Raw genomic sequence first — 16,155 nt, 5'->3', positions numbered from 1 at the left:
CCAGTTATCGGTATAGGCTTCGCCGACATTGACGATGGCGCCGGAGTCGATACCGGCCAGCAGCACTTCCATCTGCCCCGCGAACAGGAAGTCCGCATTGGGATCGGCACTGTTGCCCTTGATGTAGACGTAATTGCCTTCGGGCTGCACGGCAGCGACGCCAGCAGCCTGTAGGCGACCGACTTCCTTGTTGTCAAAGGTCAGATAGAAGGCGTCGGGATTTTCGATCAGGCGGTCATAGCCGACCACCGGAATGCCTTCGGCCACAGCGGCAGCCACGGCGGGCCCAACAGCTTCGCTGTCCTGGGCCAGCACGATGATGGCATCGGCACCCTGAGAAATCAGGCTTTCAATGTCGGTCAGCTGCTTGGACGCCGATGACTGGGCATCAGCCGAAATATAGCTTGCACCAGCCGCGTCGAGCACGGCCTTGATGGCGCCCTCGTCGGTCTTCCAGCGCTCTTCCTGGAAATTGTTCCACGACACGCCGACGGTGATGCCGTCCTGCGCATAGCTAACACCGGCCGCGCCGGAAATGACAGTCGTGCATAGCAAGACCGTTAGAAACTTGTTCATCTTCGTCCTCCCTCGTGGGCCAGTCCTCCTGCCCACATTCGTGCCGGTGGTTTAACCCCAGCGGGCTGCCTCCACCGGCGCCCTGAGCATTAATTTCACTGCTCGAAAAAAGAATTGGCACGAGCGCACCAAGTGAGTCAACATCAATTTCGCAACCCGAAATAAATACTGTTTGCGCTATTGGGCGGGGAATGATGTGTTGCGTTTTGAGGTGAGGAGTAGGCTGCTTGGGGCGGAAAGTCAGCGATAGTGACAGCGTCCGGCGGCAGAACCGGGGCCTGGTGCTTGGCGCCTTGCGCGTGCAAGGTCCGCTCTCGCGCACGGCCCTGGCCGCCGCCACCGGGCTCAGCCACGCCAGTATCACCGCCATTACCCAGGACCTGATTGCCCAGTGCGTCATCGTCGAACTGGTCGCCAGCGAAAAATCCGATGCCCGCAGCCGCGGGCGGCCCGCCACGCAGCTTGGTTTCAACCGGGCCATTGGCACAGCGGCCCTGCTGGAGCTTGACGTCAACCGCGCCCGCATGTCGCTGGTCGACTATGGCGGCGTGCTGGTCGACCGCATTGAAACCCCGATTACCCCGACCACTTTCGCGTTCATCTCTGCCACCGACTTCCTGGCCGAGCAACTGGCGCATTTGCAGAGCCGCAATGCCGACGATGCCCCACCCATTCGCCGGGTCGCCATTTCGGTGCAGGGGATTCTCGATCGCCCCGGCCACGGATTGCGCTGGTCGCCCATCGCCCATCTCGCCGGCCAGTCCTTCGGTGAGGAACTGGCGGCGCAACTGGGCCTGCCGGTAACGCTGTACAAGCGCGGCCGCCTGCTGGCGGAAGGTGCGCGCTGGCTGGACCCTGCCCTGCATGATGCCAGCGTCGCCACCGTCTTTGTCGGCTCGACCGTCGCCATGGGGATGACCTTTCGCGGCCAGATCCTGGGGCGCGGCGACGAAGGCGCCACCGAATTCGGGCACATGAACCACATCCCCAATGGCGCACTGTGCCGCTGCGGCATGCGCGGCTGCATCGAAGCCTATGCCGCCGACTATGGGGTCTTGCGCAGTGCCTATTCGGTGCCCGAAACGACCACCCCGGCCCCGGCCGTTCCGGCCCATGAATATGATGGCCTGATTGTCAGCGCCCAGGCCGGCGACCGCAACGCAACCCACGCCTTCAACCAGGCTGGGCGCGCCATCGGCTTTGGCCTGAGCCGCATGATGGCGGTGTTTGATCCCGCGCACATCCTGATCGTCGGTCCCGGCGCCCGCGCCTTTCCGCTGATGCAGGCCGAAATCACGGCCGCCTTGAGCAGTGCCCTGGTCTGCCGCATCAACGGGCTGCCCGAAATCATCGCCCATCACGACGAAAAGGAGCCGATCTTCCAGGGGCTGATGATGAAAACCCTCAACGATATCGACCAGATCGATTTTGCCGCGCTGGTCTAGCTTCGGGCGCCGAGCCAGTCGTGCAATTGGTCGGCCAGCGCAGCGGGCTCCTGTTCGGCGCCATGCAGCACCAGTTCAGCCGCGGTCGGCACTTCAAACGGGCTGTCGATGCCGGTGAAGTTCTTGATCTCGCCGGCCCGGGCCCGCTTGTAGAGACCCTTGGGGTCGCGCGCTTCGCAAACCTCGATTGGGGTATCGACATAGACCTCGACGAAACTGATATCGCCGGCGATCTCGCGCGCCAATTGACGTTCATTGCGGAATGGCGAGATGAACGAGACCAGCACGATCAGCCCCGCATCGGCCATCAGCCGGGCAACTTCGCCGACGCGGCGGATATTTTCCACCCGCGCCGCTTCAGTAAAGCCCAGATCGCGGTTCAGCCCGTGCCGCACATTGTCGCCATCCAGGATATAGGCGTGCCTGCCCTCGGCGGTCAGCCGTTTTTCCAGCAGATTGGCGATCGAGGATTTGCCCGAACCCGACAGGCCGGTGAACCAGACGATCTGCGGCGCCTGCCCCTTCATCGCTGCGCGCACATCGCGATTCACGTCAAACGACTGATAGGTCAGGTTCTGCGCCCGGCGCAGGCCAAAGTCGATGGTGCCGGCGCCCAAGGTGGCATTGCTCAGCCGGTCCACCAGAATGAACCCGCCGGTCAGCGCATTGGTGGCGTAGCTGTCAAAGGCGATGGGCTTGTCGGTGGCGATGGTGACCGTCGCCACCTCATTGAGGTCGATCTTGGTGGCTGCGGTCTGTTCGAGCGTATTGATATTGGTCCGGAATTTGAGATCGGTAATGGTCGCCGGCACGATCTGGGCACCGACCTTGAGCAAATAGGAGCGACCGGCAAAGGCCGGCTCCTGGCTCATCCAGACCATGCGGGCCTGGAACTGGTTGGAATATTCCGGCGTCTCGCCCTGCCGCGACAGCACATCGCCGCGCGAGACATCGACCTCGCGGTCAAGCACCAGTGTCACCGCCTGCCCGGCCACGGCATGATCGAGATCACCATCCATGGTGACGATGCGGCTGATCACCGCCCGCTGGCGTGACGCGGCAACCAGCACCTCATCACCCACGGCAATGGCGCCAGAAGCCAGCGTGCCCGAAAAGCCGCGAAAGTCCAGATTGGGCCGGTTGACCCACTGCACCGGAAAGCGGAACAGCTCGGCACTGCGGTCTTCGCTGACGTCAATGGCTTCCAGATAGGGCACCAGCCCCGCCCCACTATACCAGGGCGTGCGCGGGCTTGGCGCCAGCATATTGTCGCCGCGCAGCGCCGAAACCGGGATGGCCGCCAGCGTCTTGAAGCCCAGCGGTTCGGCAAAGGCACGATATTCGGCAACAATGCGGTCGAACACGTCGCTGTCGTAGTCGACCAGGTCGATCTTGTTGACCACCAGCACCACATGCTTCACCCCGATCAGCGACAGGATGAAGCTGTGTCGCCTGGTCTGGGTGAGCACGCCCTTGCGCGCATCGATCAGCACCAGTGCCAGATCGGCATTGGAGGCGCCGGTCGCCATATTGCGGGTATATTGCTCGTGGCCCGGCGTATCGGCGACGATGAACTTGCGCTTGTCGGTGGAAAAGAACCGATAGGCCACGTCGATGGTAATGCCCTGCTCGCGCTCGGCGCTCAGCCCATCCACCAGCAGCGAAAAATCGATGCCTTCATCGCCCACATGGCGATTGTGGCTTTCCCGCTTCAGGCTCGCCAACTGGTCGTCGAGCACCATCTGGCTGTCATAGAGCAGCCGCCCGATCAGCGTGGACTTGCCATCATCGACACTGCCGCAGGTCAGAAAGCGCAGCAGCGACTTGTCGGTCTGCTGCTGCAACCACAGCGCCACGTCGGTATCGGCAGAACGCAATGGCAGGTTCATCAGAAATACCCTTCCTGCTTCTTTTTCTCCATCGAGCCGACGCTGTCGCTGTCGATCAGCCGCCCTTCCCGCTCGGAGGTCCGGCTGGCCTGCATTTCCATGATGATTTCCGGCAGGCTGGCAGCCGAAGAGCGGATCGCCCCGGTCAGCGGATAGTCGCCCAGCGTGCGAAAGCGCACCAGTTCCTCGCGCGGCGTTTCGCCCGGCTCCAGCCGGAAGCGCTCGTCATCAACCATGATCAGCGTGCCGGACCGCTCCACCACCGGCCGCAGCCTGGCATAATACAGCGATGGCAGCTCGATGCCTTCGGCATAGATATAGGTCCACACATCCAGCTCGGTCCAATTGGAGATCGGGAATACCCGCATGCTTTCGCCCGGATTGATCCGCGTGTTGAACACCCTCCACAGCTCGGGCCGCTGGGTCTTGGGGTCCCAGGCGTGGCTGGCATTGCGGTGCGAGAAAATCCGCTCCTTGGCGCGCGACTTTTCCTCATCGCGCCGCGCCCCGCCAATCGCCGCATCATAGCGCCCCGCATCGAGCGCCTGGCGCAGCGCCTGGGTCTTCATGATGTCGGTAAAGCGCGACGAGCCATGATCGAACGGATTGATATTGTTGGCCAGACCCTCGGGATTGGTGTGACTGATCAGATCAAAGCCATGCTTTTCCGCCATCGCATCGCGAAACGCGATCATCTCGGCAAACTTCCAGGTGGTGTTCACATGCAGCAGCGGAAACGGAATCCTGGAGGGAAAGAACGCCTTGCGCGCCAGATGCAGCAGCACGCTGGAATCCTTGCCAATGGAGTACATCATCACCGGCCGCTCAAAACTGGCGGCCACCTCGCGCAGGATCTCGATGCTTTCGGCCTCAAGCGCCTGCAAATGGGTCAGGGAACTTCTCTGCATCGCGGCAAACTCCATCGGTCACGCCACGCGAGCGGGCCCGTCAACAAGCCTCAGTTGGTAGGCTTGCCCGGCACGGCGATCAAGACAGAAAACGCCAAAAATGCTTAGACTACAGCACGTTAAGAACAATTATCTCCAGGACAAGGTTCACACAAGACGTCCCTTCTCCCGCACGGAATATCCGCGTAGGAAAGTGCGCCGCAGCACCGCATGGCAGAAAAAAAGTTCATGGCCGGCAAGGCGCGGGAGCGACGACGCCCGGCCTGGCGGTCGGGCTGGAATCCGACAACGCCCCATTGCAGCCCGGGCGCTTCAATGCTAATGGCCAGCCCGTTGCCGGTATAGCTCAGTTGGTAGAGCACCTGATTTGTAATCAGGGGGTCACGGGTTCGAATCCTGTTGCCGGCACCATTAAAACCCTTTGAAATCGTGAGATTAATTACCCTGTTCGTCGTGGGCGGCTTCGTCGTGCAGCGGGACCTTACAGCAACGAATTCCCGCTCCGACTTTTAGGCCAGTGTAATGCGGACATCCGCTGATTGTCTTTTTATGTCTTGAGTTCACCACCAGCGCCTCGTCGTGGAGCCTGGGCGAAGAACTCTGCATAGGGTCCGGAAATCGCCAGGGCAAATAGCTGCTCCAGCGCCGCCATTGGCTCGGCAGATGCATCGATTCTCAGATCCAGATCAGGATAGGCCTGGGTGGTATAGACGCGCAGCGCGGCAGAGCCGAGGCCGCGGCTGTCGCCGCCGGCCGCAGCGCCGGCCTGGAGACCGCGCAGCAGCCGGGCCGCGAAACCGCTGGAATGATCACCTTGATAGCCCGCCAGCATGTCGTCCAGCACGGCCGGGCCGGCCAGCATGTTTCCCGCCACCGCCACGCCCGCCGCGGTCAGGTGACCGGCATAGGGAAAGCAGTCTGCGCCGGTCCATCCGGCCGCCATGCCATGGGCATCGACGACGATGATCTGGCGCTGGGAGGCGCCGCTATCCCTGGCCAGAGCCGTCTGCAGAGCGGCCTCTGCCCCCTGGCTCTCGAGCAGCGCCAGGGTGTCGATCGCCAGATAGGGATTGGTCATGGCCTGGGTCGCCGCGGCGCCCAGACCACTGCGCCCATGCGGCACCAAAGCCCCCACCATTGGCCCCGCGGTTGCCGTGGCGATGCCCAGGGCACCCGTCTGCGGATCACGGGCAACGATGGAAAAGGTCATCATGCATTCCTGGTAAAAATCTATTTATCATCATAAATTGACGGTGCCCAAAATTTATGATGATAAATTGTCAGTGCCCTTTTCTCACGGTCCCCACCGCGAGGCAAGGGTGAGGGAAAGCAAGGAGGTTTCATATGATCCGCAAATGGAAAGCCATCGCGCCGCTGCTGCTGGCCGCTACGGCGCTGGCCCTGGTCTCGCCGGCCATGGCACAGACGCCGCCCAATATTCTGGTTGTCGGCCAGATCGCCGAGCCGGCATCGCTGGACCCGCACGTCTCCACCGCCGCCAACGATTTCCGCATCGCGGTCAACATCTATGACGGCCTGGTGCGCAACAAGCCGGGCACGCTCGAAATCGAGCCGGCCCTGGCGACCGACTGGACCATTTCCGAGAATGGCCTGGAATACACCTTCAATCTGCGCGAGGGCGTCACCTTCCATGACGGCACCCCCTTCAATGCCGAGGCGGTGAAGTTCAACTTCGATCGCATGCTCGACGAGAACCATCCCTTTGCCGCGACCGGTCCATTCCCGCTGGCCTTCTTTTTCTCCGCGGTCGAGGGCGTCGAGGTGGTGGATGACCTGACGGTCAAGTTCACGCTCAATGAGCCCTTCGCGCCCTTCATGTCCAACCTGGCCTCGCCCACCGGCCTGATCGTCTCGCCTGCTGCGGTCGAGGCTTCAGGCGCCGACTATGGCCGCAATCCGGTTGGCACCGGCGCGTTCAGGTTCGAGGAATGGCAGTCCAATACGTCTGTCGTCGCCTCGCGCAACGAAGACTACTGGGATGGTGCGCCGGCCCTAGAAGCGGTGATCTTCCGCCCGATCACCGATGCCAATACCCGCGTCGCCGAAATGCTGTCCGGTGGCATCGACGTGCTGCTGGAAACTCCGCCCGACAACGTGGCGCAGTTCCGCGATGATGCCAGTTACAGCGTGGTCGAGGCCATCGGCCCCCATGTCTGGTATGTCATGCTCAACGCCAAGGAAGGCCCGTTTGCCGATGTGCGCGTGCGCCAGGCGGTGAACTACGCGGTCAACAAGGAAAGCCTCGTCGACGACGTGCTGCAGGGCACGGCCGAAGTCTCGGCCGGCCCGATCCCGCCCGCCTTCAACTGGGCCTATAATGACGAGGTCACCCCCTATCCCTACGACCCCGAAAAGGCCAGGGCGCTGCTCGCCGAAGCCGGGGCCGAGGGTGCGACCGTAACCTTCCTCGTCACCGAAGGCGGCTCGGGCATGCTCGATCCCGTCCCGATGGGCACGGCCATCCAGGCGGATCTCGCCGCAGTGGGTCTCAATGTCGAGATCCAGACCTATGAGTGGAACACCTTCCTGTCCGAGGTCAATCCGGGGCTCGAGGGCAAGGCGGACATGGCCGAAATGGCCTGGATGACCTCCGACCCCGACACACTGCCCTTCCTGACGCTGCGCACGGCGGCCTTCCCGGCTGAAGGCGGGTTCAACTCGTCCTACTATTCCAATCCGGAAGTCGACGCCCTGCTCGACCAGGCCCGGGTCTCGACCAATCCCGAGGAGCGCGGCGACCTCTACAGGCAGGTCCAGGCCATCACGCACGACGATGCCCCCTGGCTCTTCGTCGCCAACTGGAAGCAGAATGCCGTCGTCACCAGCGCCGTCGGTGATTTCGAGCTGCAGCCGGATTTCGGTCTGGTCCTGCGGGGCGTAACCAAGCAGTAGGCGCTTGGCTACCCGCACCAACTGCGCGTCACCCTCGGGCTTGACCCGAGGGGACTGCACTGGCGGTGTGGCGATTAAGTGAAGCGCCCTCGGGTCAAGCCCGAGGGTGACGGTCCGTGGTTGAGGAGGACAAACATGACCGCCTATATCGGCAAGCGTCTGCTGGCCGCCATCCCGGTCATCCTGGGGCTTTCCGTCATTGTCTTTCTGGTGATGAAGCTGATCCCCGGCGACCCCGCCCAGGCCCTGCTCGGCTCCTATGCCACGCCGGAAAACGTCGCCCGCATCAATCGCGCGCTCGGCCTCGACCGCTCCTGGCCCGAACAATATGTCATCTGGGTGGGCAATCTGCTCCAGGGCGATTTCGGGCGCTCCTATATCCTCAATCGCCCGGTTCTCGACGAGGTGATCGAGCGCTTTGGTGCCACGCTGATCCTGGCCGGCGCATCACTGGTCATTTGTTCCGTCGTCGGCATTCTCGCTGGCATCGCCTCGGCCGTGCGCCAGTTCGGCTGGACCGACCGCATCGTCACATTTTTCGTCCTGGTCGGCATTTCCATGCCGGCTTTCTTCCTCGGGCTGGTCTTCATTCTGTTCTTTGCCGTGCAGTGGCGCCTGCTGCCCGCCTCGGGCATGTATGCCGTCTATGGCGGGGGCGATCTGGCTGATCTGCTGCGCCATCTGATACTGCCGGCCGGCACCCTGGCCATTGTCGCCACCGGCGTCGTCGCCCGCCTGACCCGGGCCGCCATGCTCGAAGTGCTGCGCCAGGATTTCATCCGCACGGCCCGGGCCATGGGTCTGAGCGAAAATGCGGTCATCTACCGTCACGCCTTCCGCGCAGCGCTGGTCTCGGTCATTCCGGTGCTGGGCATCCAGGCCGGCTTCGTCCTCGGCGGCGCGGTCTATATCGAGACGGTGTTCCAATGGCCCGGCCTCGGCCAGATGCTGGTCAAGGCCGTCTCCACCCGCGACCTCCTGCTTGTGCAGGGCGGCGTTCTCGTCGCGGCCACGGTTTATGTTCTGGTCAACCTGCTGGCAGACGTCGCTCAGGCCATGCTCGATCCGAGGCTCAAGGCATGACCCAAAGCGTGACCACCCCGCCTTCTTCCAGCAAGCGCCGCAGCAATTGGCAATTGCTGATGGCCAACCGCCTCGCGGCGGCGGGCCTGTTCATCTTCGGCTTCATTCTGGTCGTGGCCATTCTGGCGCCGCTGCTGCCCATGCCGGACCCGAATATGACCGATCAGCCCAATCGCCTGCTGCCACCGCTCAGCCAGGGCCACCTGCTGGGCACCGACCATCTGGGTCGCGACATCCTCTCGCGTCTGATCTGGGGCACCCAGATTTCCCTCATCGTCGGGGTCAGCGCCACCGCGCTCGCGGCCCTCTTTGGCTCGCTGATCGGCCTGGTGGCCGGCTATGCCCGCGGCGTTGCCGACAGCGTGCTGATGCGCTTTGTCGATATGCTCATGGCCTTTCCCTATATCCTCTTGGCCATTGCAATCGTGGCGGCGCTGGGCCCTGGTCTGCTCAACGCGCTTTACGCCATTGCGCTGGTCAACATTCCCTTCTTCGCCCGCAATATCAGGGGCGTGACCGTATCCATCCGCAATCGCGAATTCGTCGACGCGGCGCGCCTGTCGGGCAAGGGTCACGTCGCGATCCTGTTCACCGAGGTGTTGCCCAACGTCCTGCCGGTCGTCGTCATCACCATGTCCACCACCGTGGGCTGGATGATCCTGGAGACTGCCGGGCTCTCCTTTCTGGGCCTGGGCGCCCAGCCGCCGACAGCCGATCTCGGCTCCATGCTCGGACAGGCGCGCGCCCAGCTGTTCACGGCGCCGCATGCCTCGATCATCCCGGGCCTCATGATCTTTGCGCTGGTGATGAGCATCAACCTGCTCGGTGACGGCATCCGTGACGTGCTCGACCCCCGCCTGCGGTCGGGCGCGCTCGATCGCCCGCTATCGGTCACGCGCATCGAGCGGAAAAACACGCCCGCAGCGAGCCTGGCCGATGCGCCGGTGCTGGTGGTCGAACACCTTTCCACCGGCTTTGCCAATGGCGGCGCGGTCACGCCGGCCGTCCGCGACGTCAGTTTTCGCCTGGGCAAGGGCGAGTGCCTCGGCATTATCGGCGAAAGCGGTTCGGGCAAGTCGGTGACGGCGCTGTCGCTCATGGGGCTGGTGGCCTCGCCGCCCGGCGTCATCACCGGCGGCGCGGTCTATATCGGTGGACAGGATGTGCTCGCGCTGCGCCAGCAGGAGCTGATCGCCCTGCGCGGCGCCCGCGTCACCTATGTGTTCCAGGATCCCCTCACCACGCTGCACCCGCTCTTCCCGGTTGCCACCCAGATTGCCGAAGCCGTCATGGCGCACAATCACGTCGGCAAGCGAGAGGCCCACCAGCGGGCCCTTGAGCTCATGGAAACGGTGGGTATCCGCGACGCCGCCGAGCGGGCCAGCGCCTACCCCCATGAGCTCTCGGGCGGGCAGCGCCAGCGCATCGGCATCGCCATGGCCCTGGCCAATGATCCCGACATCATCATCGCCGACGAACCCACCACGGCCCTGGACGTAACGGTGCAGGCGCGCATCCTCGAACTGCTGCAGAACCTGCGCCGCGAGCGCGGTCTGGCGCTCCTGCTCATCACCCACGATTTCGGCGTCGTCGCCCAGGTCTGCGACCGCGTGGCGGTGATGAAGGATGGCCAGATCGTCGAGCAGGGAGACACAGCCTCCATCCTGCGCGATCCCCAGCACGACTATACAAGGCGCCTGATCGCCTGCGTGCCGGAACTGGGCGAAGGCCATGCCTTCCTTGACCGCGTCCGCCCGCTGTTCGAGGAGACGCGCCCATGAGCCAGCCGGCAGTTGATATGCAGAACCTGGTCAAGACCTTCGGCGGCGGGCGCAATCTGTTCGGTCGCGCCGCCAGTGAGGTCCACGCGGTCAGGGGCATTTCGCTGACCCTTGAACGCGGCGAGACGCTGGGCATTGTCGGCGAGAGCGGCTCGGGCAAGTCGACCCTGGCGCGCATGCTGGTCGGGCTGGAACACCCGACCGCAGGCAGCATGGCCATCGAGGGCAAGCCGTGGTCCGAACTGGCCGCATCCGGCACGCGCGCCTTTGGCCGCGCCATCCAGTATGTGTTTCAGGACCCGGTCGCCTCGCTCAATCCGCGCAAGACCATTGGTGACATTCTCGACGTGCCGCTGCGCCTCTTGTGTGGCTACGACCGCGACCATCGCGCCCGCCGCAAGCAGGAGCTGGTCGATGCGGTGCAGATGCCGCTCGACACGCTCGAGCGCTATCCGCACGAATTTTCCGGCGGACAGGCCCAGCGCATTGCCATTGCCCGGGCTCTTGCTGCCGAGGCGCGTATTCTGGTGCTCGACGAGCCGGTCAGCGCGCTCGACGTTTCGGTGCAGGCGCAGGTGCTGCTGCTGCTCCAGCAATTGCGTGACGAGCTTGGCCTGTCCTATCTCTTCATCAGTCACGACCTGGCCGTGGTGGAATCGATTTCCGACCGGGTCGCGGTCATGTATCTGGGAGAAGTGGTGGAAACCGGCCCCGCCGCCCAGCTTTTTGCCGCCCCGCAACACGATTACACCAGGGCCCTGATCGCCAGCGCCCCACGCCTCACGGTATCGGACAGCCCTCTATGAGCGAACACGACTCCCCTGAGACTCCTGCCGCCGCGGCAGGTCCCCGCCGCAAGCGGACCGACGAAATCGTCGATGCTATCAAGCGCATGATCGTTGAGCACGGCCTGGCGCCGGGCGACCGCCTGCCGCAGGAACGCGACCTGATTTCCCAGTTCGCCGCCGGCAAGAGCACGGTGCGTGAGGCGCTCAAATCGCTTGAAGTTCAGGGGCTGATTTCGATGCGCACGGGACCGGGCGGCGGCGCCTTCATCGAGCGAATGTCGGAAGGCCGGGCGATGAGCCTGCTATCCAATTTCCTCTTCGCCAAGAACCTGTCCATCGCCAATATCTATGAGATGCGCAAGGTACTCGAGCCGCAGGTGGCCGCCAGCGCCACGCCCCATATCGATGAGGCCGGCCTCAAGCGCCTCGAGGCGATCATCGGCATCTACGACCACGAACCGGCGGACGCCACCGAGCGCTGGAACCAGCGCATGGCCGAGCTCGACTTCCATGGTGTCGTCGCCCAGTATTCCGACAATCCCATACTGGCCTTCACCTGCCGCTTCCTGCAGCGCCTGCTCAAGGACCTCACCATCGCGCAGGACATCTATGTCCACCCCGAGCCGGTGTCCCGCGCCCGCGGCATCCAGCACCAGCGCGATCTCATCGTCGCCATGCGGCGCCGCGATACTGAGGCGGCCGCCGCCATTCTTTCAGTCCATATGGCCGAGGCCGAACAGCACATGCTCGATCTGCAGGCCAAGCTGATGGATCGCTTCCTGATCGAAGAGGTGACGCCGGCCCGTACCAGAAAGCGCCGCACCGCATGATTGATCAGGACTATCTCCTCGACCGCCTGCTGCAACTGCTCAAAACCCCCAGCCCCGTCGGCATGACCGGACGCGCAACAGACCTTGTCGATGGCTGGCTACGCGGGCTGGGTTATACCCCACGCTACACCCGTCGCGGTGTGCTCTATGTCGAGGTGGGCGACGGCGCCCCCCGCCGCGCCCTGGCGGTGCACCTGGATACGCTTGGCGCCATGGTCAGCGAGCTCAAGCCCAATGGCCGGCTGGCCCTGCGCAATACCGGCACCTGGGCGGCCCGCTTCGCCGAGGGCGCCCGCGTCACCGTCTTTTCCGATGCCGGCGAACACCGCGGCACCATCCTGCCGCTCAAGGCCTCCGGCCATCGCTTCAATACCGAGGTCGATAGCCAGCCCGCCGACTGGGACAATCTGGAAATCCGCGTCGATGCCATGCTGCCTGACCTGGCCAGCCTGCGCGCCGCCGGTTTCAATGTCGGCGACATGGTCGCCATCGATGCCCAGCCCGAAGTGGTGGATGGGTTCATCGTCTCGCGTCATCTCGATGACAAGGCCGGCTGTGCAACCCTCCTGGCCGTGCTGAAGGCGATTGCCGACGGACAGGTCAAGGTGTCGGTGCCTTTCCAGGCCATGTTCACCATCGGCGAGGAAATCGGCATTGGCGGCACCCATGGCTTTGGCCCCGATGTCGAGGAACTGCTCGCCATCGACAATGCCGTCACCGCACCCAATCAGGCCTCGCGCGACGACGCCGTCACCATCGCCATACGGGACCGCCAGGGGCCGTTTGACGCGCGCATGACCCGCCAGCTGCTGGACCTGTGTCAGCGCGACGGCATCCGGCACGAACGCGATACCTTCCGCCACTACCGCTCGGACAGCGCCGCGGCGGTGGAAGCCGGGTGGGACCTCCGCGTCGGCCTGGTCTGCTTCTCGCTCGACAGCTCGCACGGCTGGGAGCGAACCCACGCTTCCTCCCTGTTGGAACTCGGCAAATTGCTGGTTGCCTATCTGGGAGCCGATCTTGCGCCGGCAGACAGTCTGAACCGCCAGGATTGAGCTGCTACCGGTTTCGAACACACCGCGTTAGGGTCTTCGGTGGCGGCGGCCACCGGCAGTGCCGGGGCCGCCTGCCTGGTCAGTGACCGGACATTTCGGGATCCGGCGGTTCGCCGATTGGCCCGAAGATGTCAGGCTGTTCTTCGCCCTCGACGATCAGGTAACCGGCCAGTCCGCGCTCGGCACGCGACAGGGCGTGATCCACCAGCACGTAGCGACCGGGAACCTCGCACTTGAACTCGACGACCGCCGCCCCGCCGGGTGGCACCGTGACAGTCTGAACGTCGGTCAGCGGGGGGCTCGTTAGCGAGGCGTGCATATAGACACGGTCGAATATCTCGCCAATCACATGGAAGGACGATGTGAAGTTCGGACCGCCCACCCCGAAGAAGATGCGAACCGTCTCGCCGACATTGGCCTTGAGCGGGAAATGCTCGGTCAGCGCGCCGACATGGCCGTTGAAGACAAAATATTCCGGGCGTTCGTTGAGCAGCTTGTCATAGCTCTCGGTCAGCAGGCCCGCCGTGCCGAAGGTCTCCTCGGTATAGATTTCGCCCTGCATGACGTAGAACTCGCGGTCGACGGGGGGCAGGCCCTCCTCTGGCTCGACCAGGATCATGCCATACATGCCGTTGGCAATATGAAGGGCAACCGGGGCGACAGCGCAGTGGTAGACGTAAAGGCCCGGATTGAGGGCCTTGAAGCGAAAGGCGAACTCCTCGCCCGGCAGCGCCGTGGTTAGCACAGCACCGCCACCCGGTCCGGTGGTGGCGTGGAAATCGACGTTGTGCGCCATCCAGCTGTCTTCGGCATTCTTGAAGTAGCACTCCACCGTGTCGCCCACCCGAACGCGGATGAATGGACCCGGCACGCGGCCGTTGAAGGTCCAGAAGCGAAAGGTGCTGTTGGCATCGAGATGCGCCTCGACTTCGATTGTCTCGAGATCGACGCGAACAGTCTGCGGCTCGCGCCGGGTGATCGGGGCTGGGACATCGGCTGGATCATGGGCGATGTCATTGTGTTCGGTCATTCCCGGATTGACCTGATAAAGCCGACCACTCAGGCTGGTGGTGCCATGCGACATGTGGGCCGCCTGCTGGCTGGCAGCCGCACTGCCCGCATCCTGAGCCAGGGCTGTTCCACCCACAGCTCCTGCGAAGGTGAGACCCGCTGATCCAGCCAGCAGGCTGCGGCGGCTGAGATTGGTCCCGGTCTGCGGCTTGCGCAGGGTGTCATCTTTCTCGTCCGTCATATGTTTTTCTCTCCTTGTTTGGGGAAGACCACTTTCTGACAGGCGCCGCCCGATCAGTTGTTGCGAGCGCTGCGCCCGTCAGATCGGTGAGATTTCAAGGCGCCAGTTCGGCGTAGATCGCTGAGCCACACTGTCACTGTGCGTCCTGTTCGTGACCAGATTGAGACTCGGCCGTTTCGGGGCGCCCGGCAGCGTCCAAATCTCCGCCGCCTCCGCTCCCTCGACCATCAACTTGCCTCATCCTTGGCACCGGGCACCATGTCCCGGTTCATGGCATCCGTGCCGGGCAGCGCGCTGGAGCGAGGTCGGCCTTGATGGAAACCGCCGGCCCGCAGGACACGACAAGCATCGTCAGGCCCGACTAGAGTCTGGCCCGCCTCTGCCAATGGAGAACTGCACTGATATGTCCGCTGAGCGCCCAATCAGCCATAGCGAAGCCCTTGCGGTAGCCCTGGAAGTTGACGCCCGCAGGATAGGAAAAGGTGCCGTTTGGCGCTACGTCAGAGCGGGCGCCGATATCGGCTTCGGGGCATCGTGGATTGGTTCGGACATGGCCGACTGCGGTTCGGAGCAGGCCTCGACACCAACAAGCTTGTCGATGAACATCCGCATGACTGGAGAATCGGTTCGATCCAACCGGGTCACCAACATGTAGGGCTCGGACCGCGTGCGAAGGGTGAGCGGCAGGACGCGAATGGCGGCAGACTCCGAGAAGAAATTGCCCACATCGGTCGAGAGCAGCGCCACCAGCTGATGGCTGTGCCGCATCAGGGACATGGTGGCAAAGGCCGAAGTCGTTTCCACCAGATTGTGCGGGAACTGCAAGTCGTACTCATTGAACTCGCGTTCCAGCAGTCGGCGCATGGGCATATTGGCCGAGCAGACCACCCAAGGGTAGTCCGCTACGTCATCGAGGGTGACGGCGCTGAGATTGGCACAGGGATGGTGCACACTGACCGCGACACACAGTTGCTCGTCCTTGACCTTGACCGTGCGGTACTGCTCGGGACGGTGGCTGACGCTGGTGCGGCATATGGCGATATCGAGCCGGCCGTCATCAACGAGGTGGAGCAGGCGGGCGCTGGTATCCTCATGCACCTGGACCGACAATTGGGGCTGTTTGACCAGCAGGCGCGACAAGGCTTCCATGGCAAGCGGCACGGCCCCCATGATCATGCCAATCGAAAGCCGCCCCCCTACCCCTTCGAGCACCGCCTTCATCTCCTCGCGCAGATGCCGCATGTCGGTCATCACCATCCGCGCATAGCGGATCACGCAGTGACCCAGTTCGTTCGGCTCAAGACCGCGATGGTCGCGGACGAATAATTGCTCGCCCATCGCCGCTTCGATTTCTTGCAGGGCCTTCGTAGCGCCTGGCTGGGTCAAGGCAACGGCCTCTGCCGCCTTCTGGACCGAGCCGAGATCGTCGATAGCGATGAGCAGTCGAAAATGGCGCAGGCGCAGGCGCGCCGCCATGGATTCGAGTGTTGGCAACAAGGGGTATAACTCTTTCTCATACCTTTATCAGAACACCTCATTATACAATCCAGCTCGCCGCCGCTAGACAACTCAACATGCGCGACAACCAAGATCGGCCAGTGTGCCAGACAAGAGTTGCGCATGAGGAGGCTGCCG

At 63.4% G+C, this 16,155-nt stretch carries 13 protein-coding genes and 1 tRNA gene; 8 read left to right on the top strand and 6 right to left on the bottom strand.

All coding sequences use genetic code 11. The features are described 5' to 3' along the window. On the bottom strand, window positions 1-576 hold a 576-nt coding region (locus Q8O80_RS18645), incomplete at its 3' end, for a substrate-binding domain-containing protein (protein ID WP_305582069.1). Window positions 577-803: 227 nt separating this feature from the next. Here Q8O80_RS18645 and Q8O80_RS18640 point away from each other — a divergent pair. Next, window positions 804-2,021 (top strand): ROK family transcriptional regulator, encoded by a 1,218-nt coding sequence (locus Q8O80_RS18640; protein ID WP_305582068.1) that lies wholly within the window; start codon window positions 804-806, stop codon window positions 2,019-2,021. Here Q8O80_RS18640 and cysN read toward each other — a convergent pair. Together cysN and cysD are read right to left on the bottom strand one after the other, a co-directional pair. Beyond that, window positions 2,018-3,910 carry a sulfate adenylyltransferase subunit CysN gene (cysN, locus tag Q8O80_RS18635; RefSeq protein WP_305582066.1) on the bottom strand — a complete coding sequence of 631 codons (1,893 nt, stop codon included), beginning with the start codon at window positions 3,908-3,910 and terminating at the stop codon, window positions 2,018-2,020. The genes Q8O80_RS18640 and cysN overlap by 4 nt on opposite strands. Further along, window positions 3,910-4,818: a sulfate adenylyltransferase subunit CysD gene (cysD, locus tag Q8O80_RS18630; protein WP_305582064.1), complete on the bottom strand. Its 909-nt coding sequence runs from the start codon at window positions 4,816-4,818 to the stop codon at window positions 3,910-3,912. The genes cysN and cysD overlap by 1 nt, the downstream gene beginning before the upstream one ends. A gap of 335 nt (window positions 4,819-5,153) precedes the next feature. On the opposite strand from cysD, the gene Q8O80_RS18625 reads away from it, so the two are divergent. Further along, window positions 5,154-5,229: transfer RNA gene (locus tag Q8O80_RS18625), tRNA-Thr, on the top strand. Window positions 5,230-5,365: 136 nt separating this feature from the next. Here the strand turns inward: Q8O80_RS18625 and Q8O80_RS18620 are convergent. Next, window positions 5,366-6,028: a DUF1028 domain-containing protein gene (locus tag Q8O80_RS18620; protein ID WP_305582062.1), complete on the bottom strand. Its 663-nt coding sequence runs from the start codon at window positions 6,026-6,028 to the stop codon at window positions 5,366-5,368. A 134-nt stretch (window positions 6,029-6,162) separates the two neighbouring features. Between Q8O80_RS18620 and Q8O80_RS18615 the strand changes: the two genes are divergently transcribed. From Q8O80_RS18615 to Q8O80_RS18590, 6 genes are all read left to right on the top strand, one after another. Beyond that, window positions 6,163-7,731 carry an ABC transporter substrate-binding protein gene (locus tag Q8O80_RS18615; RefSeq protein ID WP_305582060.1) on the top strand — a complete coding sequence of 523 codons (1,569 nt, stop codon included), beginning with the start codon at window positions 6,163-6,165 and terminating at the stop codon, window positions 7,729-7,731. A gap of 135 nt (window positions 7,732-7,866) precedes the next feature. Then, on the top strand, window positions 7,867-8,814 hold the full coding sequence (locus Q8O80_RS18610) for an ABC transporter permease (protein WP_305582058.1): 948 nt from the start codon (window positions 7,867-7,869) through the stop codon (window positions 8,812-8,814). Then, a complete protein-coding gene (locus Q8O80_RS18605; RefSeq protein WP_305582056.1) occupies window positions 8,811-10,595 on the top strand; it encodes a dipeptide/oligopeptide/nickel ABC transporter permease/ATP-binding protein in 1,785 nt (594 codons plus the stop codon). The genes Q8O80_RS18610 and Q8O80_RS18605 overlap by 4 nt, the downstream gene beginning before the upstream one ends. Then, window positions 10,592-11,401, top strand: coding sequence for an ATP-binding cassette domain-containing protein (locus tag Q8O80_RS18600; RefSeq protein ID WP_305582054.1), 810 nt, complete (start codon window positions 10,592-10,594; stop codon window positions 11,399-11,401). The genes Q8O80_RS18605 and Q8O80_RS18600 overlap by 4 nt, the downstream gene beginning before the upstream one ends. Further along, the gene (locus Q8O80_RS18595) at window positions 11,398-12,213 is read left to right on the top strand and encodes a FadR/GntR family transcriptional regulator (RefSeq protein WP_305582052.1); all 816 of its coding nucleotides are present in this window, start codon (window positions 11,398-11,400) and stop codon (window positions 12,211-12,213) included. Before Q8O80_RS18600 ends, Q8O80_RS18595 begins: the two co-directional genes overlap by 4 nt. Then, window positions 12,210-13,268: an osmoprotectant NAGGN system M42 family peptidase gene (locus Q8O80_RS18590; RefSeq protein ID WP_305582050.1), complete on the top strand. Its 1,059-nt coding sequence runs from the start codon at window positions 12,210-12,212 to the stop codon at window positions 13,266-13,268. Before Q8O80_RS18595 ends, Q8O80_RS18590 begins: the two co-directional genes overlap by 4 nt. Before the next feature lie 79 nt (window positions 13,269-13,347). Here Q8O80_RS18590 and nirK read toward each other — a convergent pair whose 3' ends face one another. Together nirK and Q8O80_RS18580 are read right to left on the bottom strand one after the other, a co-directional pair. After that, the gene (gene nirK / locus Q8O80_RS18585) at window positions 13,348-14,520 is read right to left on the bottom strand and encodes a copper-containing nitrite reductase (RefSeq protein WP_305582048.1); all 1,173 of its coding nucleotides are present in this window, start codon (window positions 14,518-14,520) and stop codon (window positions 13,348-13,350) included. Between the two features lie 495 nt (window positions 14,521-15,015). Next, entirely contained in the window at window positions 15,016-16,017 is a 1,002-nt protein-coding gene (locus tag Q8O80_RS18580) for a LysR substrate-binding domain-containing protein (RefSeq protein ID WP_305582046.1), read from the bottom strand. Window positions 16,018-16,155: the final 138 nt, after the last annotated feature.

It is taken from the genome of Devosia sp. (assembly GCF_030689745.1).
GTDB classification, from domain to species: domain Bacteria; phylum Pseudomonadota; class Alphaproteobacteria; order Rhizobiales; family Devosiaceae; genus Devosia; species Devosia alba.
The sequence above is the reverse complement of the archived record's forward strand: the minus strand, read 5'-3'. Positions and strand labels throughout refer to the sequence as shown.

What these genes read in the sequence shown, in the direction of transcription:
- Q8O80_RS18615 (WP_305582060.1), top strand. Translation starts at nt 6,163, where the DNA reads ATGATCCGCAAATGGAAAGCCATCGCGCCGCTGCTGCTGGCCGCTACG.
- Q8O80_RS18590 (WP_305582050.1), top strand. Translation starts at nt 12,210, where the DNA reads ATGATTGATCAGGACTATCTCCTCGACCGCCTGCTGCAACTGCTCAAA.
- Q8O80_RS18610 (WP_305582058.1), top strand. Translation starts at nt 7,867, where the DNA reads ATGACCGCCTATATCGGCAAGCGTCTGCTGGCCGCCATCCCGGTCATC.
- Q8O80_RS18600 (WP_305582054.1), top strand. Translation starts at nt 10,592, where the DNA reads ATGAGCCAGCCGGCAGTTGATATGCAGAACCTGGTCAAGACCTTCGGC.
- Q8O80_RS18605 (WP_305582056.1), top strand. Translation starts at nt 8,811, where the DNA reads ATGACCCAAAGCGTGACCACCCCGCCTTCTTCCAGCAAGCGCCGCAGC.
- Q8O80_RS18595 (WP_305582052.1), top strand. Translation starts at nt 11,398, where the DNA reads ATGAGCGAACACGACTCCCCTGAGACTCCTGCCGCCGCGGCAGGTCCC.
- nirK (WP_305582048.1), bottom strand. Translation starts at nt 14,520, where the DNA reads ATGACGGACGAGAAAGATGACACCCTGCGCAAGCCGCAGACCGGGACC.
- cysN (WP_305582066.1), bottom strand. Translation starts at nt 3,910, where the DNA reads ATGAACCTGCCATTGCGTTCTGCCGATACCGACGTGGCGCTGTGGTTG.
- Q8O80_RS18620 (WP_305582062.1), bottom strand. Translation starts at nt 6,028, where the DNA reads ATGACCTTTTCCATCGTTGCCCGTGATCCGCAGACGGGTGCCCTGGGC.
- cysD (WP_305582064.1), bottom strand. Translation starts at nt 4,818, where the DNA reads ATGCAGAGAAGTTCCCTGACCCATTTGCAGGCGCTTGAGGCCGAAAGC.